A 25,321-nucleotide genomic window follows, 5' to 3' on the forward strand; every position below is an offset into this window, starting at 1 on the left:
ATAGCCCTTCGGCCTGCGACGACGATGTTATTCTCGCACCGAGAGAATGCCAATATCGTGCATTTTCATCCGAGGAGCGAATGACGCATGGTGGACCTGGAGATCGACGACGGGTTGGCGGTGCTGACCATCGATCGCCCGCAAGCGCGCAATGCCATCGCGCTGGACACCATGCAGCAGCTGGAGAAGGCGCTCGACGCGGCGGCGGGCGCCAAAGCCCTGGTGATCAAGGGCGCGGGTGATCGGGCCTTCGTATCCGGCGGCGACCTCAAGGAGTTGCGCGCACTGCGGACGGAAGAGGATGCCGCGGCGATGGCCAAGCGGATGCGAGCGATATGCGACCAATTGGCCAGCTTCCCGGCGCCGGTGATCGCCGCGCTGAATGGCCACGCCTTCGGCGGCGGCGCCGAAGTCGCGGTCGCGGCCGACATCCGGCTGGCGGCCGACGACGTCAAGATCGCCTTCAACCAGGTGGAGCTGGAGATCATGCCGGCCTGGGGCGGCGCCGAGCGGCTGGCCGCGCTCGTCGGCAAGAGCAGGGCGCTGTTGCTGGCCGGCACCGGAACCGCCCTCACGGCGGCCGAGGCGCAACGAGTCGGCCTGGTCGATCGGGTGCTGCCGCGCGCGGAGTTCGACGCGGGATGGCAATCCGTCGCCAGGTCGTTGGCCCGGCACCCGGCGACCGAGATAAAGCGCGTAATCAGCGGGGTTTCGGCCGACGAAGCGATAGCATCCTTTGCGCGGCTGTGGGTCGCCGACGCACACTGGCGGGCCGCGGAGCGAGTCATGAACCGCACCACGAGTGCGGGACGGGCGGCTGGAGGAGCGAGATGACGGACAGACGATTGGGCGTGGGCGCAGCGACCCTGTCGGCGTTGCTGGTTGGTGCGACCGGTTCGGTCGTGAGCGCCGCGCACGCCGTCGCCGACCCGGCGATGCACCACGTCAAGTACACCGTCACCGCGCAGAATCCGATCTACACCGACATCTACTACCTGGACCACCAGCCGGAGAAGTTCTCCGACTACAGCCACAACCCCTACTCCTTCACGCCGCACGTCGATGTCGATCTCGGCCCGGGCAAACCGTGGAGCTTCGACCTGGACATGTCCAACCCCGATGACTACGCGATGGTCGTGGCGAGCACGGGCACCGAGCCCGGCACGCCGGGGCTTCACTGTGATCTGGCGGTGGACGGAGCCGTCGTCGTGTCCAAGGACGGCCCCAAAGGCGTGCTCTGCTCGCTGCGCAACTGGTGAACTACCCAGGTCGGCGGGACATCCTCGATCGGTCGCGGCTCGCCCTCTAGGCGACGCAGGTATTGCTCGACCAACTCCACGGTCTCGGCGTGACCGCCGGACATGCCGATCGCCTGCTCGAGCACCAGCATGCGCGACAAACTGGTCATCAACACCGTCCAGACCACCGCCGGCACGTCCTCGTTGCCCGCGCCGTAACGCTGCAACGCGGCGGCCACCGCTTTGCGCTGCTCCTCGCGGAAACGTTCGGCGTAGTAGGCGATTTCGGCCCGCATGTCCTTGCGATGATTGGCCAACGCCATGAATTCCATCGAAATCCGGGTGAAGCCCGGATCGGTGCCGAACCGCCAGAGCGCCCACAAGGGTTGCGGCGATTGCAGCAGCTGGGCCTGCGCCTGCAGTCCTTCGTCGGCGCGGCGGCGGAAGACCTCCAGAAACAGCTCCTCCATGGTGCGGAAGTAGTAGTGCACCAACTGCGGTTTCAGCCCCGCCTTGTTCGCGAGGCGGCGTGACGTCACGGCGGCATAGCCCTCTTCGAGCATCAGCTGCTCGGCCGCGTCGAGCAGCAGGCCGCGATTCTTCGCGTCCGGCGCCCCGATCCGGCGGGCCGCAGAAGCAGATGTCATGCCGTCACTCCATGCTCTCGAGATTCCGGTGTCGACCTAGTCAAATCGTAGCCAGGTCATCGCTCTGCCCCGGCGTTGCGATCTTGACCCTGACATTACCGCCATGCTAAGCAGGTGCTCAGCACATTTCGGTTTCGAGATCGCGCGGCCCCATGCCCCTGCCGCCGAACACAGCCGGTAATCCAAGCCAGGGAGACGCAATCCGATGAGCGATTACGAGTCGATCGACTTCTTCACCGACCCGTCTCTGGTGCCCGATCCGCACCCCTACTTCGATTACCTGCGCAGCCAGAACCCGGTGTTGCGGCTGCCGCACTATGGCGTCGTCGCGGTTACGGGCTACGACGAAGCCTGCGAGATCTACAAGGATCCCGACACGTTCTCCAACATCGTCGCGCTGGGCGGCCCGTTCCCGCCGCTGCCGTTCACGCCCGAAGGCGACGACATCAGCGCCCAGATCGATGCGCACCGCAGCTCCTTCCCCATGTTCGAGCACATGGTCACCATGGATCCGCCGGACCACACCAAGGCCCGGTCCGTGCTGGCCAAGCTGCTGACCCCCAGCCGGCTGAAGCACAACGAGGAGTTCATGTGGCGCCTGGCCGACCGGCAGCTCGACGAGTTCCTGCAGAACGGCGAGTGCGAGTTCATCGCCGAATACTCAAAGCCGTTCGCCACCTTGGTGATCGCCGACCTGCTCGGCGTGCCCGAGGAAGACCACAAGGAGTTCCGCTCAGTCCTCGGTGCCGATAGGCCCGGTCGAGTGGGCGCCCTCGACCACGAGTCGGTCGGCATCAACCCGCTGGAGTGGCTCGACGACAAGTTCTGCAACTACATCGAGGACCGGCGGCGCGAGCCGCGTAACGACGTGTTGACCTCGCTCGCCTCGGCGAAGTATCCGGACGGGTCGACGCCCCCGGTGATCGAGGTGGTCCGCTCGGCGACGTTCCTGTTCGCCGCGGGCCAGGAGACGACGGCCAAGCTGCTCAGCGCGGCACTTCAGGTGCTCGGTGACCGACCGGACATCCAGCAGGAGCTGCGCGAGGACCGCAGCCTGATCCCGGGGTTCATCGAGGAATCGTTACGGATGGACAGCCCCGTCAAGAGCGACTCGCGGCTGGCCCGCAAGGCCACCACCGTCGGGGGTGTCGACATCCCCGCCGGCACGGTGGTGATGATCCTGCCGGGCGCCGCGAACCGCGACCCGCGTCGGTTCTCCAACCCGCACGAATTCGACCTGCGCCGCAAGAACGTTCGCGAGCACATGGCGTTCGCCCGGGGTGTCCACTCCTGTCCGGGCGGTCCGCTCGCCCGAGTCGAGGGCCGCGTTTCGATCGAACGCATCCTGGACCGGATGCCGCACATCGAGATCGACGAAGCCCATCACGGCCCGGCCGCCGAGCGTCGCTACACCTACGAGCCGACGTACATCCTGCGCGGCCTGAGCGAACTCCACCTCACGTTCACCACCGCGGACGCGGTCGCGGTCGCGGGCTGAATCAGAGGTACAAGCCGACGAAGTAACAGCTGAGCAGGGCGACGCCCATCAGCAGCACCCACGCGTCCATAAGCCGGCACAGCAGCACGGGAGCGTTGCGCACCTCCATGAACTCTCGAAAAATGATGCGCACCTTGACAAGTGCGATCACGATGACGCTCGACGTGACCACCGCGCTGGATCTCAGCGATCCGCCCGCGGAATGGTCTAGCCACAGATAGGTCAGCGTCAGCGACGCCAGGATCAGCCACACCACCAGCAGCCGTTTGTTGAATTTGATTCCGATCACCTCACCACATACAGCAACGCGAAGATGAGTACCCACAGGAAATCGACGGTGTGCCAGTAGGTCGCGCAGGTTTCGACGAGCTGCTGAGATTCCCGCGTTTCGTGGGCTTTTCGCGCCTTCCCGCGAAGTTGGTAGACGATGACGCCGAGGGCGACGAAACCGATCAGCAGGTGTACGAAGTGGATGCCGGTGAGGAAGAAATAATAGGTGAAAAAATCGTTGCTGCCCAAACCGTTACCCGTGCCGACCAGTCGGGCCCACTCGAAGACCTTGCCGAGCAGGAAGACCACCGCGAACCCCGCCGTGATGAACGCGTCCCGCAGTGCCGCCGGGTAGGCGCCGGCGCGGGCGGACTGGACACACCGCGCCACCGACCACGAGCTCAGGAGCAGGACAAGGGTGTTGAATACCCCGATGCGCAGGTCGAGGTGCGCCTGCGACTGCAGAAACAGCTCGGGATCGCGAGCCCGGGAGAACAGATAGAAGCCGAAATACGCTGTGAAGACCAGTGTCTCGAACAGCACGAAGGCCCACATGTCGGGTTGACCGGGCACGAATCTGGATCGTTGGTTCTCGTCGGCCACCTCGGTCATCAGGCAGCTGCCTCTTTTGCCGGCAGCTTGGGCAGTGGTCCGGTACCGAAGTCTTCGCGGCGGATCATTTGAAATAGCATCACGATGAAAGTGACTTGGTAGACGCCGAATACGACCATGTCCAGCCACCAGGCAATCTCGCCGTCCCACGCGAACACGCCGCGCCGGAAGATCCAGCACGGTGCCACCACCACCTCGGTCAGCGCGTTGCACAGGTTCAAATACCCGAACCACTTGGGGAACACCCGATTCTTGTCGAGCAGGATGGCGACCATCCAGATCAGCGAGCCGATCAGGAACACCCCCATGGTGCCGTCGAAGGACAAGAAGGCGAAGTCGTACAGCCAGCCGATCGCCTCGGGGTCGCGCTCGGGTCGCAGGGTGCCGACGATCAGCGCGATGTTGAGCAGCAGCATGCCGGGAACAGCGCTGAGCGAATAGATGAGCAGATATGAATACGCGAAGGCGCGGCTGACCGACATGCGCCGCATCGAGTACGCGATGATCGCATTGTTGAACGCGATCATGCCGCTGATCGCGAAGATGATGCCGAAGCCGACCGGTATCCCAAGATGGCGCTCGGAGAACCAGTGCGCCTGCGTGGCGAGATCCCAGGTGGGCTCCGGCGGGGGCTGGACCTGCGCCACGATGAAGAACATCGGGAAAAAGATGGTGTAGAACACCATCAGGGCCCCCCACGCCAACCACAGTTCTCGCTTGGGGTTATGCCTGATGTGCCAGCGGATTCGCTCGGGCAGCGAGCCCGCGGGGGGTGGGGCCGGGGAAGTCGGCGGTGTGATCACCGCGCTCATGCGCCAACCAATTCGCCTGCGGGCCCGTGGTTCTCGGCGCGCTCGCGATATAGGGCACGCGCCAGGACAACGCCCATCACGACGATCCAGACGGCGATCGCAGCGTTTTTCACCCAGAACGACAGGAAGCCGTCCCACGCCAGCGGCCCGGTCAACGAGACGCCGACGAACGCGGCGGGGACCAATGCGGCTGCCACCAGAAGGTTGAAGTAAGCCACCCAGCGACCGAAGACCGGGCGCGGCTGATCATCGAAATAGATTGCCAGGGCGAGGATCACGCTCTGGCCGATCAGGAAAGGAACCAGGATCGTGAAGGTGATCCAGCCGAAGTCGTTGAGCAGCTGGGTCAGCCCGGGGCTGCGTTCCGGACGAAAGGCGGCCAGTAACCAGCAGACGTTGGCGACGAGGAAGAGGGTCGGGCCGCCGGCCGCACAACCCAGCATCGCGTAGGAGAAGATCGGCGTCCGGTGCGCCATCCGGCGGATCTGCAGCACGATCAGGGCCAGGATCGGGATCAGGCATACGCCGAACCAGTTGAACACGATCATGCTGTACCGGATCTCCGGCAGGTGGGCCGGATCGCGATAGAACGCGGCGACCTGTTCCGCGGACATCGACGGTGACATCGGCGGGTTGAAACCCGGGAAGAGAAGGAACGAGGTGATCCACAGGATCAGGGCCGCGGGCAGAGTCCACAGCAGGATCAGCTCACCGTCGGTCCGCCGCTGCGCGGCCCGCGTCCTCCCCCGGCCCGGTGCATCGCCCCCGTCGGCGTCGGACATCTGCACCCCTCCCGAAATCGGCTACACACACGGCTCGTCAGCGAAGCTAGCCGATCGGCTAGCTTCGGTCAAGGGCATCGTCTAGTCTCGGTGCGTGGGAACAGCGCGGCAACACCTCACCGGCGAGCAATTCTGGCTGATCGAGCACAGCCCGGCCCGGACGCGGGTACTCGATGCCGCGCTGGATCTGTTCGCTATGCACGGTGTCAGCGGCACGTCGCTGCAGATGATCGCCGACGCCGTCGGCATCACGAAAGCTGCTGTCTACCATCAGTTCCGGACCAAAGAGCAGATCGTCATCGCCGTGACCGAGCGCGAGCTCGGCCGGCTCGAGCCGGCACTCGAGGAGGCCGAAGCGTACGACGACGGCCCGCAAGCGCGAGATGCCTTGCTGGTCCGCGTGATTGAGATGGCCGTCCGTGACCGCCGGCTGGTGCGCACGCTGCAATTCGATCCCGTCGTAGTCCGATTGCTGGCCGAACACAAGCCGTTTCAGCTCTTCATGGACCGCCTGTACCGGGTGCTGCTCAGCGATGCCGGTCTGGACGGACGGATCGAAGCGGCCATGTTCTCCGGCGCGCTCAGCACCGCCGTCATGCATCCGCTGGTCGCCGACATCGACGACGACACATTGCTCGACCGGGTCACCGATTTGAGCCGACGCCTGCTGGGTCTGCCACGGGAAGGCCGCGGCTGACGCGGCTACGTGTCAGCGCGGACCCAACTGGCTATGCCGTCGTGAGCAATACAAATCAGGAACAAACCGTCAGGTGCCTGCGCGACGTAGTTCAGGTAGTTCTGGCAGTTTGCGTTCTCCTCCTTGACCCCCGCCATCGGAGGTGAGCGGAACCAACGCGGCTGGTACCTCCTCGGCGAGCCGCAGAACATCAAGCGTCCGGGCTCCGAGGCGAACGAGACATAACCGTCGGCGACGCCGAAGGCGTAATAGGAGGTGTTGTCACACGGCGCACCTAGAACCTGATGCGGCATGATCCCCGGGGTGCAGGCGGGGTAGTCGCAGACCGTCGGCCCCGCGAAGGATGGCGGCGCCGCCAGCAGGCCGGCGCCGACCAACGCGGCTGCCATCGCCACGATGAATCGCACCCAATTACTTTGCCACACCCGAAAAGAAAATTCTCCTGCTTGGAGAAGATCACTTCGGGCAACCGGGGGTGGGCGCCAGGCCGTCTCGAACGCCGCTCCGCGCGCCTCCCGGGGGGAGCAGTTCCGCATGTCAGGGGCACAACCCAGCCGTCCGGTGAAGGCGTTGACCCCAGGTCGGAGTGATAAGCTTCCTCCCCGTGCACGATCCGGTGGGACCCGACACCGACGATTGTGGTGACCCGAGGGATATGACCGATCCCGACGAACCGCGGTCAAACGCAGGGGCTGAGAGCGGCGACGTAGCGGCCGCATCCGGAGAGCATCCGGAAGAAGACGAAGTTGCCAAGGCTGAAGCGCGCGCCGCGGCGGCTCGGGCGCGCCTGGAGAGCCTGCGCGGGGCAGCCGAAACCGAGGACGCGGGGGACGACGCCCACGACGTCGAGCAGCGATCCGCGACGTCCACGCGGAAACGGCTACGTTTGCCGCGACGACCCAGGCGGCCACGGTGGCTACGGCGCCCAGGGCGGAAGACTGTAGCCGCCGGCATCGGCATCGTTCTCTTCTCCACTTCTCTCGCCGCGAGCGGCTACATGCTGTGGCAGCATCACACCGCGTTGCATAATCGCCAACTCGCCGCGGAGTTCAGTGCAGCCGCCCGGCAAGGGATTAAGGCCTTCATGTCGATTGACCCCGATCACGCCAAGGAGAGTGTCCAGCGCGCCATCGATGCCTCCACGGGCGACCAGAAGGACCAGCTCTCCGTGCTGTCGCCCCTGATGGTCAAGAGGGCCGAGGAGACTAAGGTCGGCGCCAAGGTCACCATCGAAGCCGTCGCCGTCCAGTCGTTTAGCGACAATTCCGGAGTCGTGCTTGTGGCGGCGAAAACCGATCCCATTGGGCCAGATACCGCCAAACCGCCGCCCGCCCTGTTTCGGCTCAGCGTCAATATGGACCGCGACGGCGGCCAGCTCAAGATGTCGAAAGTTGAATTCGTGCGATGACTGTCGAACCCGGCTCGCCGCCGGACGGGACCGGAAAGGCGATTGACGGCGCCCATACTTCGCCCGACGGCGAGGACGGACTGGCGCGCGCTGGAGTGGGACCGGCGCGCTTGCACCGGCTGGCGGAGATCGGGCGCCGGGGCCGCCGGTATGCGGCGAGGTGGCGTTCGATCGTCGCGACAACGTTGGTTATTGCCGCACTGGGAGTCGCTGGCGGCGTGTACTTCATCGTGTACCGGCCGGATCAGCAGGTCGACGATGTGGCGGCGCACCGGGCGATCCAGGCGGCGTCAGATGGCGCCGTGGCGGTGTTGTCGTATTCCTATGACCATTTGAACCGCGATTTCACCAACGCGAAGTCACATCTCACCGGTGACCTTCTGAGGTATTACAGCAAATTCAGCGACGATGTCGTCGCGCCGACGGCGCAGAAGGGACAGCTGACGGCCTCTGCCAAGGTGATTCGGGCCGCAATCTCGGAATTGCATCCCGATTCGGCCGTCGTGCTGGTTTTCGTCGACCAGACGACGAAAAGCGAGCAAAAGAAGGATCCTGAGAACACGCAGAGCAGCGTCCTGGTCACGCTGTGGAAAGTCAACGGCTCCTGGCTGATCGCGAAATTCGACCCCTCCGGATGAGCGCGGCTGATCTTGCCCTAACCGTTAACCGGCGGCCCGAAGCGGTGTAACGTCATCGCTCAAGAGCGCCGCAACCGACGGCGAAAAGGTGCCACAGGCACTCTCGGATTACCCGGTTCGAGGAGCAGCCGATGCGTCCAGCCAAAACACTCAGCACTGCAACGCTGGTGGCTCTCACCGCCTTCGGCGGTCTGAGCACTGCGCCCACGGCCAAGGCTATAACCAAGGAAGACGTGGCGATCAATGGGACTTACCGTGCCACGTCCATCGGCGACTGGGCCCAGAGAAATGACCAGTACTTCGGCGAACCGACGGTCTACCAAGTATGGACCATCAACTCGACGTGCGAAACCACCCAGGAGTGCCATGGCACGGTCACGAGCGACCAGGGTTGGAGCGCGCCCATGTATATGAACGATGGCCAGATGTGGAAGGTGAAACGCGAAGTGCCGAACTGGGAGCGGTGCGAAGACGGTACCGCGTTCCCCGGGATGCAGGCCTTCTTTTTCTACCCGGTGAATGACAATGGTGGATTCCAACTCGGGTCGCGCGTCTTCTCGGGCAAGGACAAGACCGTCGGCCCAAGCGGCGCCTGCGGGCAGAACAATTGGCTTGATATCACGATGCCGTTGCGCCTGGACCAGCTCTCCTGACCGGGCGGTCGTAGCCGCAGGCCAGCCCTGCCGACCGCTTCATGTCGGGGCGAATTCAGGTGGGAAGCATGTCCTTCCACGTCCTGGGCGCTTTCGGAGCAACGAGGTCCGACTGCTGATACAGCTTCCCATCCGGGCCGACATAACGACCGGTGCGCGGATCGTACTTTGCCACCACGACCGAGGGCGCGGGTTTGGATGCGTTGGCTCCGAACGAGCTTGGCGCAGCCTGGGGTCCTCCGCCGCCAGCTGTGTCTGCAGGTGCCGAATCGGAAGGAACGGGTGGGGCCGGCGGCGGTGCCGGCGCAGCGGGCGGTGCGGGAAGCTCTCCCGGCGCAGGGACGTCGAGTGGCGCGAAGGGCGGAAGGTCCGCCGACATTCTCGACATGGGCGCCAGCGCAGGGGGTCCGGACGAAGGCATGGGCGGTACAGCAGCTCCCACCGTGCCCGGTGGGGGATTTTCACCCCGGGGCCCCGCGGGTGCGCCGCGCGGCACCGCCCCAGGCGGCAGCGGCGTTCCCTCGACTGGGCCGAAAATCCTGTCGTTGGTGGTGATCCGGTCATCGGGCGGGACGCCCTGGGCTAGTAGATTCGGATCCAGCGGATAGGGACCGAGGGCGTGCTGGCGCATCGCCAGCGGCATGAACGGCTTGTCGCTGTTACAGATTTCGACGGTCGGCGCCCGCTTACCCGGGTGACCCATGCAGGGGTAGTTGCGGGCGCCGCGAACCGCGATCGGTGAATCCTGCGGGAGTTTGCAATACAACCCGTCCGGTGTGTCCATGTCGGTGAGGTCGTCCGGGGATCGCCATGTGTTGGGCGGCATGAAGCCGACCGTGCAGATGGGTGGATCCTCGACCGTGGCTGCGAAGTCACCGTAAGCCCTACCGTCGGGGTGGTTCTCACCCGCAGCGGCCTGCTCGATCGCGACGCCCGACGGAAGCAATACGAGCAGCTGCTCGAGCGAGGGATGGTAGGTGACGCCGATCTGGCCGATGGTGGTGAGGTTGGCAAGCAACACCGGCAGTGTCGGTTTGATTTGTTCGAAAAGCCGGGAGGCTTCGTTCGCAGTCTCCGGACCCGTTTGCAGGATGGTGCGGAAGTGAGAATCGTTGGTCACCAGCGTATCCGAAATGCCCGCGAAGCTGCGCGCCCACGTTCTTATCGAATCGAGGGTGCGCGCCTGGGTGTCCAGCAGCGGCCCGGTGTCTTCGGTGAGGGCCCGGGTGCGATCGACCACGCCGTTGGCGTCGCGGGACAACGTCTGTGAGGAGTCGAGCAGTGACCCCAGGTCGTAACCGGAACCGTTGAAGCCCTGGAACGACTCGTCGAGTAATTGGCCGAGTTTGGTCTTCGGGATGCTCTGGACCAACGCATTGACCTGCTCGAGCATTGGGGCGACCGGTTGCGGAATTGTCGTGTCGCGCATGGCAATAACCGAGCCGTCGTGCAGGTAGGGCGGCGAGTCGTTTCTGGGCCGAAGGTCCACGTACTGTTCACCCACCGCGGAGACACTGAGCACCTCGGCGGTCAAGTCCGCGGGGACCTTGGGTGAAGTGCTAAGCGACAGCGTCGCTTTGGCGCCGGTCGGTGTCAAACCCACGGCGGTGACCTTGCCGAGCTGAACTCCACGATAGGTCACGTTGGAGAACCGATAGAGGCCGCCGGTGGCCGGCAGCTCCAGCGTCACCGTCATCCGACCGATGCCCAGTAGCGTCGGCGCTTGGATGTAGAACAGGACCATCGCGATCACGCCAATGGTCCCGGCGATCGCGAAGATCGCCAGCTGGATCCGAACGAAGCGCGTCAGCATCTATCCACCGGCTCCCGTTCCAGGCGCCTCTGCGGGCGCCGGCGTCTGACCAGGACCCGCGTCGGGCGGCGAGGCCGCAGCCGGCGGAGGTCCGGGTAGCGGTCCATAATTGCCCGGCCCCGGCCCCGGTCCCGGTACCGCACCCGGCGGTGGCGGGGGCAGCGGTAAGGCATCGGGATCGATCCACGGCGGCCGTAGCGGGTTATGCAGCGGATCGAGTGTGTAATTCAGGCGATACGGGTCCCCGGGCACCGGCGGCTCGGGCATATCCAGCTGTCCCCAGTGGGTGCCTAGCAACAAGCCCCTCTTAAGCCGGGGAATCGTCAGGTCGAAGTCGAAATGCAGGTTGAAGAAGTCGCCTCGGACCGCTCGGTCGACAAAGTTCTGCGTGAACGGGAACACGAACGACCCCGCGATGGCCGCGCCGAACTCCGGTCCGACGTCGGCGAGCGCCTTGATGGTCGGCTCCAGGTTTTTGAGGTTCGTGACGAGATCGGCCTGGGCATCGTTGACCAGTCTGTTGGCGGTGTTGCTGAACACACGGAGGTGGTCCAGCGCGGCCGTCAGACGAGGCCGCTCCCTGGTCAACACCTCGAGCGCCGGCGGTATTTTACGCAGCGCATCGGTAAGAACGTCGCGTTGGTCGGCGAACGTTGCCGACAGCCGATTCAGCGCCTGGATGGAGGCGACGATGTCGTCGCGCTGGTCGTCCAAAGTCCCGACGAACGTGTCCAGGCGGGTAATCAAATCACGCACGGCGCCCTCGTGCCCGGACAGGGCGGCCGAGAAGTTGTGGATGACCTCCCCGATCTGTCCCAGTCCACCGCCGTTGACGACCGCGCCCAGCGACGACAGCGTCTGCTCGGTCGACGGGTAGGCCGATGACCGACTCAGCGGGATGGTGGCGCCCGGCTGCAGCCGTCCGCTTCCCTGCTGACCCGGCGGAGTATTGAGCTCCACATGCATCGAGCCCAGCAGGCTCGTCTGACCGACGGTGGCCACCACATTGGCTGGGACCACCACATCGCGCTTGACCGAGATCTCGACGTCCGCGTGCCAGCCTTGCACCTTCATCGCACCGACACTGCCGACGACGACGTCATCGATCATCACCGGCGAATTCGACTCCATCGTACCGACATTCGGGAGTTCGACGTGGTAGATGTTGGCCCCTGGCCCGCGTCCGACCGCGCCGGGTAGCGGTAGCGAATTCAGGCCGTGAAATGCGCATCCCGTGGCCGTCACCACCACGCAACAGCCGGTGGCGAATACCCGCTTGGCCGCAACCCGTGCGCTCATTGTTGTGGCCCTCCGTCTGGCAGCAGCATGCCCGACACGCTGGGCGCCGGCGGTGGTGGCGGTGTCGAAGGCGGGGGCGGCAGCGGCATCGCCGCGCCCGGTATCCGCTCCGGCGGCACCGCCCCCGGGGGGCCGACCGGATCGCCCGGCAGCCCGGTGTAGGCCGACACCGCGGGCGGAATCTCGGGCGGTCCGGGTTTCGGACCCTCGCCGCCGGGCGCCAGGCGCTGTTCGGTGTAGAGAACCTTGGACGGGTCAATCGACTTGTGTAGGAACGGGTTGATGGGAATGGGCGAGTTATTCCAGTTGGTCTGCCGCAGTCCGGGTCCGAGGAACAGCGAGCACAGCTTGCCGGATTCGACCGCCGTGATGTTCTCGATGGCGCCGATTTGCGTGCAGCCCGGTACGGACAGCAGAACCTGACCGCCCCATGTCGGATTCGCCGCATTCATGAGCCCGAATCCTCCGATGATGGTTCCGGTGTCGGCGTTGTAGTCGTTGAAGAAGTTGCCGAACGCGTTCGGCGCCGCGTGCAGGATGTTTTCCAGGGCCATGTGGTGATCGACCAGGTTCTGCGTGACATCGGCCAGCCTGGCGATTTGCTCGCTGGTCTGGTTGCGAGTCCCGGCGATGAATCGCTGCACCTCGCCGACCGCCGTCGACAGATCGGTCAGAGCCGCGTCCAGTTCGGATTTGCTGTCATTGACCACACTGGTGAGCGTGGCCAGGCGGTCATTGAACTGCACGAGCTGGACGTTGCTGTCGCGCAGGGCGCCGACAAAGGTCTGCAGGTTTTTGATGATGTCGACGATGTTGCCGCTGCCGTTGGCGAGGATCCGGCCCACGCCCGACAATTGACCGAGCGTCTGGCGCAGCTTGTCGCCGTTGCCGTCGAGCGCATTGGCGGCGCTGTCGATGAATCGGCCCACCGACGTGCCCGATACCCCGCTCTTGGGACCCAAATCCGTTGCCAGCCGCATCAACTGGGTTTTGACCTCGTCCCACTCAACCGGCACCGCGGTCCGTTCGACCGGGATGACCGCCCCGTCGCGCATCACCGGCCCACTGTCGCGGTAAGCCGGCGTGAGCTGGACGTAGCGGGCAGCCACCAGATTCGGGGCGACGATAACGGCCTTCGCGTCGGCCGGGATGGGCACGCCGCGGTCGACCGTGAGGACCATCTTGGCCTGGGTGCCTTGCGGCGCAATGGACTTGATGCTGCCGACTTTGACGCCCGAGACCCGTACCTCGTCATGGGGATAGATCGCGGTGGCGGTGGTGAAGTAGGCGGTGATCGTTCGTGGGCCGAAAAACGTATTACGGACGAGCACGGCGGCGGCGGCAATTGTCAGCCCGACCAAGACAACCGCCGTGACGGCCGCCAGCCGCTTGCGCGGAATCCGGGAGGTCATTGTGATCCCCCGATCCGTCCGCCCAACGTGCAGCCAGGGCACTGCGGAATGGAGTTGTACGGCCAGGGGGTCAGCGCCCGAGGTACCGGTGACGGGAAGCCCGGACCCTTTGAAGTATCGAAGGTGCGGAATCCCCAGAGGTAGTCGAAGAACTCCTGGAAAAGTTGCGGGACAAGGAAGTTCGGGACGAACGCCTGGTAGGCGTACATACCGGCGATGGCCTCACCGACCGTGATCTGGAATTTGGCGAGGCCCGGAAGGGCTTTGCCGATGTTGTCGCGGTTCTTTTCCAAGACCGCGAGGACCCTGTTCAGCCTCTCCAGCGTTGGCGCCAAGGTGCTTTCGTTGTCGTGCACCAATGCCGTCAGCTGCTTGGCCACTGCCGAGGTGTTGGCCAGCAGGTCCACGATCTCTTGCCGGCGTGCGACCAGCACCTGGAGCAGGGAATCGGAGTTGAGGATGAGCTTGTTGACCTGCATGCTGCGTTCGGAAAGTATCCCGGTGACGTCGCCGGCGCTTTTGAATAACTCGCCCAGGTTCTTGTTACGGCTGTTGAGGGTTCGCGATAGCCGGGTGAGCGCGTCGAAGGCCGGCCCCATTTGGGGTGCGATCTGGTCGAGCGTTGCCGCCAGCGTGTCCAACGATTGATTCAGCGCGGCGGTGTTGGTGCCGGCCGTATCCGACGTGAAGTCGCTGACCGCTTCCGTCAGCGAGTACGGAGAAGAGGTGCGCGAGACGGGAATGAGAGCCATCGGGTGCATCGTGCCGGTGCCGGCGGACTCCACCGTCAGCATGCGCTCGCCGAGCAGTGTGCCCGTGCGGATGTGGGCGGACGTTTCCGAGCCGAGCAGGACGTTGCCCTTCATCGCGAACGTCACGAGAGCGTCGCCGTGCCGCAGCTTCACGTCCGACACCGTGCCGACCTTAATCCCCGACACGATTACCGGATTGCCCTTCGCTAGGCCGCCGGCTTCGGTGAACAGCGCCTGGTACCTGACCATCGTCGCCCATTGGATGAATCGGTCGGGTGACAGGCCGACCAGGATGACCATCACCGCCAGGATGACGCCGATGAAGCCAGGCTTGACGAGCTGAGCTCCGCGATACTTGAGCATCAGGGTTCCGTGCACCTTCCTGCATCTGAACGATAGATGTTGGCGCGCACTGTCTTGCCCTGAAGATCTGTGCCGCGGATCCCGAACTGGCAGAGGTAGTACGGGATGGTGGCGCCGTTCACGCCGAGCCGGACCAGCTTGCGGTAGTTCTTCGGCGCCTTCTGAAGTGCGCCGTCGAGGCGGTCCTTGTCGTTATCGAGAATCGGCGCCAGCCGATTCAGCTGAGCTACTGTGCCAGACAGCGGCGGGCGGGCCTCGGCAAGCAGATCCGCCAACGACGCGGTTCCCTTGTCCAAGGCGTCGATGGCGGAGCCGATCGTGTCGCGGTCATTCGACAGGCCGCTGACAAGCTGCTCGAGTCGATCGATCGTGCCAGAGAACTGTTTGCCGTCTTTGGAGACCGTGCCGATCACGATGTTGAGGTTGTCGATCAGTTGCTGCACGGTTTGATCGTTGTCGGCCAGAGCGTTTGAGAACGACGTCGTCTTGGCGAACAGCGAGTCGAGGGTCCCGCCCTGCCCCTGGAAAACTTGTAACAATCCCGCGGTCAACGCGTTGACGTCGCGCGCATTCAGGCCTTGGGTGACGGGTTTGAGTCCACCGAGTAGCAGATCGAGGTCTAGCGCTGGCGCCGTCCGGTTGACCGGGATCTGCCCGCCGGCCGGCAGCCGCTTGGTCGAGCCCGGGCCATCGACGAGTTCGAGGTAGCGATCGCCCACCAGGTTCAGGTAGCGGACCGCCGCCCTGGAGCCCTCCGTCAAGACGATGTTGCGGTCGACGTCGAACTTCACCACGACTTTCTTGTCCGGCTGCAGAGAGACGCCGTTGACGGTGCCGACCCGGATCCCGGCGACCCGCACCGACTGCCCCGGCTTGAGACGCGAAACATCGGTGAACACCGCCGAATACCCATTCGTCGCACCCGTCCGGTACTGGCCGAAGATGAAGAACAGGAAGGCGGTCAGCGTCGCCATCACGACCGCGAAGATCGTGAATTTGACCAGCGTGGCGCGTGTTCTCATCCCGGTTGTCCGATCTGGGCAGAGTTGCGCGGCGGTCCGGCGATCGGTCCGTACAGCAGCTGTTTGAGCAGATCGGAATTGATCATCAGCTGCGGATTCCCGTACACCACCGGGTCCGCGCCGATGTCGGCAATCAGCTGCGGGGGACTCGTATTGAACGGCAGCGACGGCAGACCCACGCAGCGCGGACCGCCCGTCGCCGCAACCTTGGGCAGGTTCGTCGGATACCGATAACGTTCGGCACCCCAGACGAGACTCGCCGAGATGTTGATACTGGGTTCCGACAGTGGCGCCGCGTGCGATAGGCGTACGAGTCCGCCAAAAGCGCAGGTAAGCGCGGGGTTGTACTCATTGGTCAGATCGGTGGTTGGCACCAACAGATGCATGACGTCCGTCAGCGGTTGGCGGTTCGTCGACAGGACGTCGTTGCCGATGTCGGCCAAGCCGATCGTGCTGATCAGCAACGCATCAAGGTTGTGCTGCTCATCGACAATCGTCTTGCTGATTCGGGTCGCGTTGGCCGCGGTCTTCACCAGGTCGGGTGCCGCGTCGGCATAGGCGTTGGCTACCGCCGGTAAGACCGAGAAGTCATGACGGAACGCGGGCAGGCTCGGCTCCAGTTTGGCCAGGAACGAATCCAGGTCGCTCAGCGACTGACCAAGCTGTGGGCCCCGCCCGCTGAACGCTTGGGCGAGGGCGCCCAGTGACTCGTTGAGCTTGGGCGGGTCGATGTGGCTGAGCACCGAAACCAGTTGCTGGAACACGGTATTGATTTCGACCATGACGTGCTGGCCTTGCAGCGTCTGGCCCCCGTGCAGACGCTGGGCCGCGGGCTGGGCGGGCTCCACCAGCTGGACGGACTTCGCGCCGAACACCGTCGACGACGCGATGTCGACGAGCACGTTGCTGGGGATGAAGCGCAATTGCGACGGGTCCATCGCCAGATGAATGGCGGCCTCGCCGTTGGGCAGCGGCTCGATCGAGGAGACCTTGCCCACCTGCACGCCGCGCATCTTGACCTTGGCGTCGGGATTCATGACAAGGCCGGCTCGTTGCGAGATCACCGTCACCGGCACGGTTTCGGTGAAGGAGCCCTGAAACAGACCGACCGCCACGGCGAAAATCAAGCCAATGATGAGAACCGTGGCCAACCCGATCAGGGGCGGCAGGTAATGCCTTCCGGCCGGCGGACGCGCATGGCCGGTGCGCACAGGTCGGCCGGCGACCGCGCCGCGACCCGCTGGCACACTCTGCGTCATTGCCGTACCACCTCCTTTGCTAACCGGACAGGTTGAAGTTGCCGTTCGTACCGTAAATAGACAGCGAAACCAACAGCGTTACCGACACCACGACGATGAGCGAGGTGCGCACCGCGTTGCCGGTGGCGTTGCCCACGCCGGCAGGGCCACCCGAAGCGAAATAGCCGTAATAGGTGTGGATGAGCAGGATGGTGAGCGCCATCAAGATGGCCTGCAGGAACGACCACAACAGGTCGATCGGGTTCAGGAACGTGTTGAAGTAGTGCTGGTACAAACCCTGCGACTGTCCGAGCAAGAACGTCGTGGTGAACTGACTGGCCACGAACGACAGGATGACGGCGATGCTGTACAACGGCGTGATGGCCAGCATTCCCGCCAGAATCCTGGTGCTCACCAAGTAGGCGACCGGCCGAATCGCCATGCTCTCCAACGCGTCGACTTCCTCGTTGATCCGCATGGCACCCAGCTGGGCGGTCACCCCGGCGCCGAAGGTGGCCGCCAGCCCGATTCCGGCCACCACCGGTGCCGCGATGCGCACGTTGATGAACGCCGCCAGAAAGCCCGTCAGCGCCTCGATGCCGATGTTGCCCAGCGAGGTGTAGCCCTGAATCGCCAATGTGCCGCCGGCCGCCAGCGTCAGGAACCCGACGATTACCACGGTTCCGCCGATCATCGCCAAAGTTCCCGCGCCCATGCTGATCTCGGCGACCAGTCGCACGACTTCGCGCGTGTACCGGGTGGCCGCAAAGGGCATCCCGGCAAGCGCTTTGCCATAGAACAGGGTGTGGTCGCCGATCCGGCCCATCAAGGCGACCGGCCGCTCGAGCTGACGGAACAGTCGCGGATACGTGGCCCTCAGCGCCATTGACAGCCCCTACTTCGCCGTCATCTTGATGCCGATCGCGGTGACGACCACGTTGACGACAAACAGGGACATGAAGGCGTAGACCACGGTCTCGTTCACCGCGTTGCCGACGGCCTTGGCGCCCCCGCCGGTGATCGACAGGCCGCGATAGCAAGCGACCAAGCCGGCGATGAGGCCGAAAAGCGCTGCCTTGACGCACGAAATGATCACCTCGGGCACGCCGGTGAGCAGGGTGATACCCGCGGCGAACGCGCCGGGATTGACGTCTTGGACAAACACCGAAAAGACGTAACCACCAAGCACTCCGATGATGACGACGAGGCTGTTGAGCAAGAACGCGACCAGGCCGGAAGCCAACATGCGCGGTGTGACCAGCCGTTGCACCGGGTTGATGCCCAGCACCTCCATCGCGTCGATCTCTTCACGAATCGTTCGGGCGCCCAGGTCAGCACACATCGCTGTAGCGCCCGCGCCCGCCACGATCAAGACCGTGACCAGTGGCCCGAGCTGCGTGACCGCGCCGAACGCGGCCCCCGCGCCGGATAGGTCCGCCGCGCCCAGTTCGCGCAGCAGGATGTTGAGCGTGAAGCTGACGAGCACGGTGAAGGGAATTGCGACCAACAGGGTCGGCGCCAGTGACACCCGCGCGACGAACCAGGACTGCTCCAAGAACTCCCGCCACTGGAAGGGCCGGCGGAACGCAAACTTGACCGCGTCGGCCGACATGGCGAACAGGGCGCCGACGGCCTGCATCGACCCCGACATGTTCCACTTCAGTTTCAGCTGCGGCAATCCCGCTGACCAGTGGTCGGCACCCTTAGTTGCCATCGGCGCCGACCCTTTCCATCGCTACGAGACTGACAGTCTTGTTGTTGCGCACCGGCTGGGGTAGATTCGGCTGAACCGGCGATCCCAAGCGGATGCCGCCGACCACGAAACGCCCAGCGAACAGCCGAAATTCGGCCGGCGTGGTAACGCTTCTCATCCTCACGCCGGTGCCTCCGTTCGGTCGCGTGAGTTGACGCCGCAAGACAGAGTGCTCCGCGCCTTGAAGCGTTCGGCGATTATGACTCATGCCGAGTCCAGGTGGAGCAAAAAACGCTTAACCGTTATGGAACAACCCGTAACCGCGAGCTCAGGGGGCCGCGAGCGGGTCCCGGCGACAACGAGGGCGGGCCGTAATCCCAACATAGACAAGCAGCTCCACTCTTAAGTGACGGCGCCGGCCGTCTTGAGCTCGATGATGCGATCCCAATCAAGGCCGAGTTCCCGCAATATTTCGTCGGTCTGCTCGGCGAAGCCGGGCGCCGGACCGGTCTGTGGCGCCGCGACATTGAACTGGACCGGGTTGGCGACCAGTTCCAGCTCGCCCGCGCGGACCATGTACTCGTTGGCCCGGATTTGCGCGTCCTCGGCCGCCTGCAGCGTGTCCTGCACCGGCGCCCACGGTCCGGCCAGCGTGGCAAACCGTTCGCTCCACTCGGCCAGCGTGTGGGCCGCGATGGCCTTGGTCAACAACTCGACCGCCTCTGCGGTGTTGGCGGCGATCTCCTCGACGGTCGCAAAGCGCGGATCGTCGGCCAGCTCCGGCAGATCGACGTGCCGACACACGTCGGCCCAGAACTTGGTGGGCTGCATCATCACGAAGGAGATGTACCGGCCGTCCGAGGTCGTGTACAGCCCCACCAATGGATTGTTGGGTGCGCCATGCACTCCCGGTGGCGGGGCCTCGAGTCGCTGCCCGAGATGGTTCGTCAGCGCGACCGTGTGCCCCATCGACCACAGGCCGCTGCCGAGCAGCGACACGTCGACGACCGACGGTTCTCCCGCGCGTTCGCGCTTGAGCAATGCCGCCGCGATGCCCCCGGCGAGGTTGGTGCCGGAGATGGTGTCGCCGTAGGCCGGTCCGGGCGGCGCGATCATCCCCGGCATCCCCGCCGGGGTGATGGTCGCGGCGGTTCCGGCCCGGCACCAGAACGCGGTCATGTCGTAGCCGCCCTTCTGCGACTCGGCGCCACGCGGGCCGAGCGCGCTGCCGCGGGCGTAGACGATGTTCGGGTTGACCGTACGAATGTCGTCGACGTCGATGCCGAACTTCTTCCGATGAGCGGGAAGGAAGCTGGTGAGGAACACGTCCGAGCGGCGGGCCAGCTCGTAGAGCACGTCCTTGCCCTCCGGCACCGACATGTCCAGTCCGATGCTGCGCTTGCCGCGGTTCGCGTGTTCGATGTTGGGGTTCGGATCCCCCTCGACGCGCAACATTCCGGTCTGCCGGAGACCGCGTTGCGGGTCGCCGGTGACCGCGTGCTCGACCTTGACGACGTCGGCGCCCCATTCGGCGAGCACGGCGCCCGCCGATGGAACGAATCCGTACATCGCGACTTCCAGGACGCGGATGCCCTCGAGCGGCCTCACGCCGGGGCCCCCGGTGCCGGCATCCGGTAGCCGGTGGCGGGATTGCTGGACGGGGAGGTTCTGTCCGCGGTGACCAGCCGGCCACCGATCAGGAGTCGACGGTCGACCTGTGACTCAGGCGCGGCATCCGCGATGGTCGCGGCTAGTTCTGCCGTGTCCTGCGCAGGCATTCCGACCCCCTCATGTGGTGACGGTCACGATAATTTCATTCTCTTCCCCGGCGAATCTTACATTCGTGTCTCGATAATTCAAGAAACTCACAGGAATGCGACCGGCCCCTGACCAGCGACGCAAGCGCCAGCGGGTTGCCTGGCCACCCAGTTCAACGCAGGCCAAACAGTGTTTCCCGGGTTTGTTGCAACCCACTCTGCCGTGAGAGTAGGGTTCTCATAATTGCAAGCGAGATTCTTTGTGGCTGAGACGGTCACCTGTGGATTAGAGGTCTCAACGTGAAGACTGCGGTGGTCACCGGCGGCGGATCCGGCATCGGGCTTGCCGTCGCGCGGCGCCTGCGCGCCGACGGTCTGGACGTTGCCGTCATCGACCTCACACCGTCCGACAGCGACCACTCGTTCACCGCCGACGTCACCGACCGAGCTCAGGTCGAGACGGCCTTCGCGGCGATCCGCGCCAAGCTGGGGCCGGTCACTGTTCTCGTCAACGCCGCCGGCCTGGACGGATTCAAGCGCTTCAACAACATCACGTTCGACGACTGGCAGCGCGTGATCGACGTCAACCTCAACGGCGTCTTCCACACCATCCAGGCGGTGTTGCCCGACATGATCGAAGCGAAGTGGGGACGCATCGTCAACATCTCCTCGTCAAGCACCCATTCCGGCGCGCCCTACATGAGCCATTACGTCGCGGCCAAGTCCGCGGTCAACGGGCTCACCAAATCCCTGGCCCTCGAGTACGGACCGAGCGGCATCACGGTCAACGCCGTGCCGCCGGGCTTCATCGACACCCCGATGCTGCGCGCCGCCGAGAAGAACGGGTATCTGGGCAGCATCGACGAGACCATCGCCCGAACGCCGGTGCGCCGCATGGGTAAGCCGGAAGACATCGCGGCGGCATGTGCCTTCCTGGTGTCCGAGGAAGCCGGCTACATCACGGGCCAGATCCTGGGCGTCAACGGCGGCCGCAACACCTGAGCCGTCGCACCTAGGCGATCGTCGGCAACTAATTCGCAAGGAGACACCGTGAAGGTCTGGGTCGATCCGGAACGCTGCCAGGGTCACACGCTGTGCTCGATGATCGCACCGGATTCGTTCGAGCTCAGCGACATCGACGGCAGTTCGTCGGCGATCGACGAAGTGGTGCCGGCCGATCGGGAGGACCAGGTTCGCGAAGCGGCGCAATCATGCCCGGAGCAAGCCATCATCATCACCGAATGACGCGCAAAGGGAGACAGAGCGTTGAGTGTCGACGACACGGTCAGCGATAGCGACCGTAAGAAGAAGCGGTATCAGTTCGAGCGGCATTCCGCGGATTACCGGTCGAACTTCAAGGCCATCACCGAAGAGATGCACGCGAATTGCCCGATGGCCTGGAGCGACACCTACGGCGGCCATTGGGTGGCGGCAGGAAGCCACGAGGTGTTCGAACTCGCTCGCTGCCCCGCGGTGTCCAACGATCACGATGTCAACAACCAGCGCCGCGGTTACAAAGGCATTTCGATTCCGACGGCCAGCCGGATCAACGGGGTGCGCGGCGGCATCCTGGAGATGGACGACCCCGAGCACCGCATCTATCGCAACGTTCTCAACCCCTATCTGTCACCGGCAGCCGTCAAGCGGTGGAAGCCGTTCATCGACGACGTGACTCGGGCCTGCCTCGACGAGAAGATCGAAGGCGGCCGGATCGACTTCGTCGACGATCTGGCCAACGTCGTGCCGGCGGTGCTGACTCTGGCCATGCTCGGCATTCCCTTGAAGAACTGGCAGATGTACAGCGAGCCGACCCATGCGGCCGTGTACACGCCCGAGCATTCCCCGGACATCCAGCGGGTGACCGAGATGCATCGGCAAATGGGGCTCGACCTGGTCAACAACATGATCGAGATCCGCGAGAATCCCCGGCCCGGCATCGTCAATGCTTTGCTCGAGATGCGCATCGACGGCGAGCCCGCCCCGGACCTGGAAATCCTCGGCAACCTCGGGCTGGTGATCGGCGGCGGCTTCGACACCACCACGGCGTTGACCGCCCATTCACTGGAATGGCTCTCCGAGCACCCCGATCAACGCGAGCTGCTCAGCAAGCAACGCGATGCCCTGCTCGACCCCGCGACCGAGGAATTCCTGCGGTACTTCACGCCGGCGCCCGGTGACGGCCGGACCTTCTCCGACGACGTCGAGCTCGACGGCACCCAGTTCAAAGAGGGTGAGCGGCTGTGGATCTCGTGGGCCATGGCCAACCGCGACCCAGCGGTGTTCAGGGACCCCGACGAGATCGTCCTGGACCGGAAGGGCAACCGCCACTTCAGTTTCGGTCTCGGCGTCCATCGATGCATCGGATCCAATGTCGCCCGCACGGTGTTCAAGTCGATGCTGACCGCGGTCCTCGATCGAATCCCCGACTACCGATGCGACCCCGACGGCACCGTTCACTACGAAACCATCGGCGTCATCCAGGGCATGCGCAAACTGCCGGCCACCTTCAGGCCCGGCCGCAGGGTGGGGGCCGGGCTGGACGAGACACTGGAAAAGCTGCAGCGCATCTGCGATGAGCAAGAACTCGCCCGGCCGATCACCGAACGCAAGGAAGCCGCGGTAATCGACTAGGTGGGCCCGCGACCTCGCCCCGGCGACAGCCGGACGCCGACTGCGCCAATTCTTACGAGTAGCCCTGCTCAGGGTGGCCGCACCCTATATTTGGGCCAAGCGCGTATGCAGAGATGGGAGACGCAGCCGTGAAGACTTTCGCAGTGAGCCTTGCGCTTGCCATGGTCGCGCTGACTGTCCCGCCCAGCGCCCACGCGGGCATGCCGTATGCCAACTACCGGGTGGACACGCCCCGGGACCCCGGCCACAGCTGGATTTGGTCGATCAACCCGTGCGCCCATCCGGAGCCGGAATGCGTGAGCGTGTACGCAACTCCGCAGCCCAACGGGCAAGCGGCGCCCTACCGGGGAGACGCCCATCTGTCGAACGGTCGCTACACCCTGTCCGTTGATGATCCCTTCGGTGTGCGCTGCGTGGTCCAGTTCTTTCCCTCGCATGACGTCTACTCGTGGGATGCGGTGACGCTGGCGGGTCAGGTCGACTCGACGTTCGACACCGGCTGCGGCGGCGGACCGGGGGGCACCAGCAGTTGGCCGTTCTCGCTCGTGCGATGGTAGCCGCGTGAGAGGTATAGGAGTCGGTCGGTCATGAGGGCTGCGGGCAGTAAGCACGATGGCTGAGGCAAAGAAAACGCAGGACGATTCGGCCACTTCGAGAGCCGACGTGAAGGCGTTACTCGAGGAAGCCGAGGCCGAGGCAGCCGAAGCCGAAGCGCTGGCGGCCGCGGCTCGCGCCCGCGCTCGTGCCGCCCGGCTCCGGCGCGAGGCGCTGGCCCAGTCTGAGGCCGAGCCGGAGGCCGAGACCACGGAAGAAGCGCCGGAGGTCGACGAGGACACCACCGACGCCGACGAGCCGGAGACTGTCGTCACCGACACGGCCGCGATAACCGACGACGACGAAACAACGGACGAAGAGGCCCCCGGCGAAACCGCCGAAGACCCCCAATCGGAATCCAAGCCGACTCGCAGGCGACGCGTGCACGTGCCCTCCTGGTCCGTCGTGTGGAAGGCGGCCGTCATCGTCCTTATCTGCGCCTTCACCGCGGCCAGCGGATACATGATGTGGAACCGCCACGAAACCGTCGAGCGCAATCAGCGCGCCGCGAACTTCATCGCGGGGGCCCGCCAGGGTGTCGTCAACCTGACCTCCATGGACTTCAACAAGGCTAAGGAGGATGTCCAGCGGGTGATCGACAGCTCGACCGGCCAGTTCCGGGACGACTTCCAGGCCCGTGCAAAAGATTTCACGACCGTTGTCGAGCAGTCGAAAGTGGTCACCCAGGGAACCGTGAATGCGGCGGCCGTGCAATCCATAAACGGGGATTTCGCGTTGGTTCTCGTCGCGGCGACATCGCACATCACCAACGCCGCGGGCGCAAAAGATGAACCACGCAATTGGCGACTCAAGGTAACCGTCAAAGACGAAGCCGGGCAATACAAGATGTCCAACGTGGAGTTCATCCCATGAGCGAGGACAAGCAGAGCACCGAAACCGCCGACGACTCTGCCGAACAGACCGACCGCAATAAAAGCATCGAACCTCGCGCCCGGCGGAGAGTGAAAGCCGTTCCCGCCATCCTGATTTCGCTGCTGCTGATTTCCGCTGGCGTGGCGACCTGGCTGTACTTCAAGCAGTACCGGCCCGATAAGCAGACCGACCCCCGCGTTGCGAGCGCTGTCGTAGGTGCGGCATCCGACGGAACGGTCGCCTTGCTGTCCTACTCGCCCGACACCCTCGACAAGGACTTCGCCGCCGCGAAGTCGCACCTGTCCGGGGATTTCCTGTCGTACTACAACCAGTTCACCGACCAGATCGTCGCCCCGGCTGCCAAACAAAAGTCGCTGAAGACCAGCGCCCGGGTGATCGGTGCCGCGGTCTCCGAGTTACATCCGAACTCGGCGGTCGTGCTCGTGCTGGTCGACCAGAGCACCACCAGCAAGGACAACCCGGACCCCGCGATGGCGTCCAGCAGTGTGCTGGTGAGTCTGACCAGAGTCAACGGCCAGTGGCTGATCACGAAATTCGACCCGGTCTAGAACGCCGAATGCCGCTGCACTAGAGCGGAATTCGCGACCCGCGATAGCGC

At 64.6% G+C, this 25,321-nt stretch carries 28 protein-coding genes; 13 read left to right on the forward strand and 15 right to left on the reverse strand.

The window, feature by feature from the left end; genetic code table 11:
* Window positions 1-87: 87 nt before the first annotated feature.
* Together A5691_RS05605 and A5691_RS05610 are read left to right on the forward strand one after the other, a co-directional pair.
* A complete protein-coding gene (locus A5691_RS05605) occupies window positions 88-834 on the forward strand; it encodes an enoyl-CoA hydratase/isomerase family protein (protein ID WP_067753334.1) in 747 nt (248 codons plus the stop codon).
* 41 nt (window positions 835-875) lie between these two features.
* Window positions 876-1,259 carry a hypothetical protein gene (locus tag A5691_RS05610; protein WP_082950159.1) on the forward strand — a complete coding sequence of 128 codons (384 nt, stop codon included), beginning with the start codon at window positions 876-878 and terminating at the stop codon, window positions 1,257-1,259.
* Here A5691_RS05610 and A5691_RS05615 read toward each other — a convergent pair.
* The gene (locus A5691_RS05615; RefSeq protein WP_067753328.1) at window positions 1,175-1,885 is read right to left on the reverse strand and encodes a TetR/AcrR family transcriptional regulator; all 711 of its coding nucleotides are present in this window, start codon (window positions 1,883-1,885) and stop codon (window positions 1,175-1,177) included. The genes A5691_RS05610 and A5691_RS05615 overlap by 85 nt on opposite strands.
* A gap of 205 nt (window positions 1,886-2,090) precedes the next feature.
* On the opposite strand from A5691_RS05615, the gene A5691_RS05620 reads away from it, so the two are divergent.
* Window positions 2,091-3,383: a cytochrome P450 gene (locus tag A5691_RS05620; RefSeq protein ID WP_067753324.1), complete on the forward strand. Its 1,293-nt coding sequence runs from the start codon at window positions 2,091-2,093 to the stop codon at window positions 3,381-3,383.
* 1 nt (window position 3,384) lies between these two features.
* Here A5691_RS05620 and A5691_RS05625 read toward each other — a convergent pair whose 3' ends face one another.
* Genes A5691_RS05625 through A5691_RS05640 form a run of 4 tightly spaced genes read right to left on the reverse strand, consistent with a single transcriptional unit; the run spans window position 3,385 to window position 5,859 of the window.
* Window positions 3,385-3,669 (reverse strand): cytochrome C oxidase subunit IV family protein, encoded by a 285-nt coding sequence (locus A5691_RS05625; protein ID WP_068016718.1) that lies wholly within the window; start codon window positions 3,667-3,669, stop codon window positions 3,385-3,387.
* On the reverse strand, window positions 3,669-4,265 hold the full coding sequence (locus A5691_RS05630; protein WP_067753321.1) for a cytochrome c oxidase subunit 3 family protein: 597 nt from the start codon (window positions 4,263-4,265) through the stop codon (window positions 3,669-3,671). The genes A5691_RS05625 and A5691_RS05630 overlap by 1 nt, the downstream gene beginning before the upstream one ends.
* A complete protein-coding gene (locus A5691_RS05635) occupies window positions 4,265-5,077 on the reverse strand; it encodes a hypothetical protein (RefSeq protein WP_067753318.1) in 813 nt (270 codons plus the stop codon). Before A5691_RS05635 ends, A5691_RS05630 begins: the two co-directional genes overlap by 1 nt.
* A complete protein-coding gene (locus tag A5691_RS05640) occupies window positions 5,074-5,859 on the reverse strand; it encodes a hypothetical protein (RefSeq protein ID WP_067753414.1) in 786 nt (261 codons plus the stop codon). The genes A5691_RS05635 and A5691_RS05640 overlap by 4 nt, the downstream gene beginning before the upstream one ends.
* 94 nt (window positions 5,860-5,953) lie before the next feature.
* Here A5691_RS05640 and A5691_RS05645 point away from each other — a divergent pair, with 94 nt between their 5' ends.
* Window positions 5,954-6,556: a TetR/AcrR family transcriptional regulator gene (locus tag A5691_RS05645; protein WP_067753315.1), complete on the forward strand. Its 603-nt coding sequence runs from the start codon at window positions 5,954-5,956 to the stop codon at window positions 6,554-6,556.
* A 5-nt stretch (window positions 6,557-6,561) separates the two neighbouring features.
* Here A5691_RS05645 and A5691_RS05650 read toward each other — a convergent pair whose 3' ends face one another.
* Window positions 6,562-6,945 (reverse strand): hypothetical protein, encoded by a 384-nt coding sequence (locus A5691_RS05650; protein WP_197499169.1) that lies wholly within the window; start codon window positions 6,943-6,945, stop codon window positions 6,562-6,564.
* A gap of 266 nt (window positions 6,946-7,211) precedes the next feature.
* Between A5691_RS05650 and A5691_RS05655 the strand changes: the two genes are divergently transcribed.
* The 3 genes from A5691_RS05655 (at window position 7,212) to A5691_RS05665 (ending at window position 9,255) form a co-directional block, all read left to right on the forward strand.
* Window positions 7,212-7,964, forward strand: a complete 753-nt coding sequence (locus A5691_RS05655; RefSeq protein ID WP_068016715.1) for a hypothetical protein — start codon at window positions 7,212-7,214, stop codon at window positions 7,962-7,964.
* Window positions 7,961-8,602, forward strand: coding sequence for a hypothetical protein (locus A5691_RS05660; protein WP_067784116.1), 642 nt, complete (start codon window positions 7,961-7,963; stop codon window positions 8,600-8,602). Before A5691_RS05655 ends, A5691_RS05660 begins: the two co-directional genes overlap by 4 nt.
* Window positions 8,603-8,733: 131 nt before the next feature.
* On the forward strand, window positions 8,734-9,255 hold the full coding sequence (locus tag A5691_RS05665; protein ID WP_067753308.1) for a hypothetical protein: 522 nt from the start codon (window positions 8,734-8,736) through the stop codon (window positions 9,253-9,255).
* Between the two features lie 55 nt (window positions 9,256-9,310).
* Here the strand turns inward: A5691_RS05665 and A5691_RS05670 are convergent, their stop codons facing one another.
* The 9 genes from A5691_RS05670 to A5691_RS05710 form a co-directional block, all read right to left on the reverse strand.
* Window positions 9,311-11,068, reverse strand: a complete 1,758-nt coding sequence (locus tag A5691_RS05670; protein ID WP_067889765.1) for an MCE family protein — start codon at window positions 11,066-11,068, stop codon at window positions 9,311-9,313.
* Window positions 11,069-12,367, reverse strand: coding sequence for an MCE family protein (locus A5691_RS05675; protein ID WP_067889768.1), 1,299 nt, complete (start codon window positions 12,365-12,367; stop codon window positions 11,069-11,071).
* Window positions 12,364-13,779 (reverse strand): MCE family protein, encoded by a 1,416-nt coding sequence (locus A5691_RS05680; protein WP_067753300.1) that lies wholly within the window; start codon window positions 13,777-13,779, stop codon window positions 12,364-12,366. The genes A5691_RS05675 and A5691_RS05680 overlap by 4 nt, the downstream gene beginning before the upstream one ends.
* Complete coding sequence (locus A5691_RS05685) at window positions 13,776-14,894, reverse strand: MCE family protein (RefSeq protein ID WP_067753405.1); 1,119 nt, start codon at window positions 14,892-14,894, stop codon at window positions 13,776-13,778. The genes A5691_RS05680 and A5691_RS05685 overlap by 4 nt, the downstream gene beginning before the upstream one ends.
* Window positions 14,894-15,916, reverse strand: a complete 1,023-nt coding sequence (locus A5691_RS05690) for an MCE family protein (protein WP_067753297.1) — start codon at window positions 15,914-15,916, stop codon at window positions 14,894-14,896. The genes A5691_RS05685 and A5691_RS05690 overlap by 1 nt, the downstream gene beginning before the upstream one ends.
* Complete coding sequence (locus tag A5691_RS05695) at window positions 15,913-17,175, reverse strand: MCE family protein (protein WP_067753290.1); 1,263 nt, start codon at window positions 17,173-17,175, stop codon at window positions 15,913-15,915. The genes A5691_RS05690 and A5691_RS05695 overlap by 4 nt, the downstream gene beginning before the upstream one ends.
* Before the next feature lie 19 nt (window positions 17,176-17,194).
* Complete coding sequence (locus A5691_RS05700; protein WP_067753287.1) at window positions 17,195-18,040, reverse strand: ABC transporter permease; 846 nt, start codon at window positions 18,038-18,040, stop codon at window positions 17,195-17,197.
* Between the two features lie 9 nt (window positions 18,041-18,049).
* On the reverse strand, window positions 18,050-18,868 hold the full coding sequence (locus A5691_RS05705) for an ABC transporter permease (RefSeq protein ID WP_067753283.1): 819 nt from the start codon (window positions 18,866-18,868) through the stop codon (window positions 18,050-18,052).
* 381 nt (window positions 18,869-19,249) lie between these two features.
* The gene (locus tag A5691_RS05710; protein ID WP_067889771.1) at window positions 19,250-20,455 is read right to left on the reverse strand and encodes a CaiB/BaiF CoA-transferase family protein; all 1,206 of its coding nucleotides are present in this window, start codon (window positions 20,453-20,455) and stop codon (window positions 19,250-19,252) included.
* A gap of 449 nt (window positions 20,456-20,904) precedes the next feature.
* Here A5691_RS05710 and A5691_RS05715 point away from each other — a divergent pair, with 449 nt between their 5' ends.
* The 6 genes from A5691_RS05715 (at window position 20,905) to A5691_RS05740 (ending at window position 25,271) form a co-directional block, all read left to right on the forward strand.
* A complete protein-coding gene (locus tag A5691_RS05715) occupies window positions 20,905-21,606 on the forward strand; it encodes an SDR family NAD(P)-dependent oxidoreductase (protein WP_067753277.1) in 702 nt (233 codons plus the stop codon).
* 48 nt (window positions 21,607-21,654) lie between these two features.
* Window positions 21,655-21,849, forward strand: coding sequence for a ferredoxin (locus tag A5691_RS05720; protein ID WP_067273711.1), 195 nt, complete (start codon window positions 21,655-21,657; stop codon window positions 21,847-21,849).
* 21 nt (window positions 21,850-21,870) lie between these two features.
* Window positions 21,871-23,235 carry a cytochrome P450 gene (locus A5691_RS05725; RefSeq protein ID WP_067889774.1) on the forward strand — a complete coding sequence of 455 codons (1,365 nt, stop codon included), beginning with the start codon at window positions 21,871-21,873 and terminating at the stop codon, window positions 23,233-23,235.
* 113 nt (window positions 23,236-23,348) lie between these two features.
* Entirely contained in the window at window positions 23,349-23,792 is a 444-nt protein-coding gene (locus A5691_RS05730) for a hypothetical protein (protein ID WP_197499097.1), read from the forward strand.
* 55 nt (window positions 23,793-23,847) lie between these two features.
* Window positions 23,848-24,702: a hypothetical protein gene (locus A5691_RS05735; protein WP_067889777.1), complete on the forward strand. Its 855-nt coding sequence runs from the start codon at window positions 23,848-23,850 to the stop codon at window positions 24,700-24,702.
* Entirely contained in the window at window positions 24,699-25,271 is a 573-nt protein-coding gene (locus tag A5691_RS05740) for a hypothetical protein (RefSeq protein ID WP_067753264.1), read from the forward strand. Before A5691_RS05735 ends, A5691_RS05740 begins: the two co-directional genes overlap by 4 nt.
* Window positions 25,272-25,321 lie beyond the last annotated feature (50 nt).

The sequence above is a fragment of the Mycobacterium sp. E183 genome (genome assembly GCF_001667735.1).
Taxonomy (GTDB): Bacteria; Actinomycetota; Actinomycetes; order Mycobacteriales; family Mycobacteriaceae; genus Mycobacterium.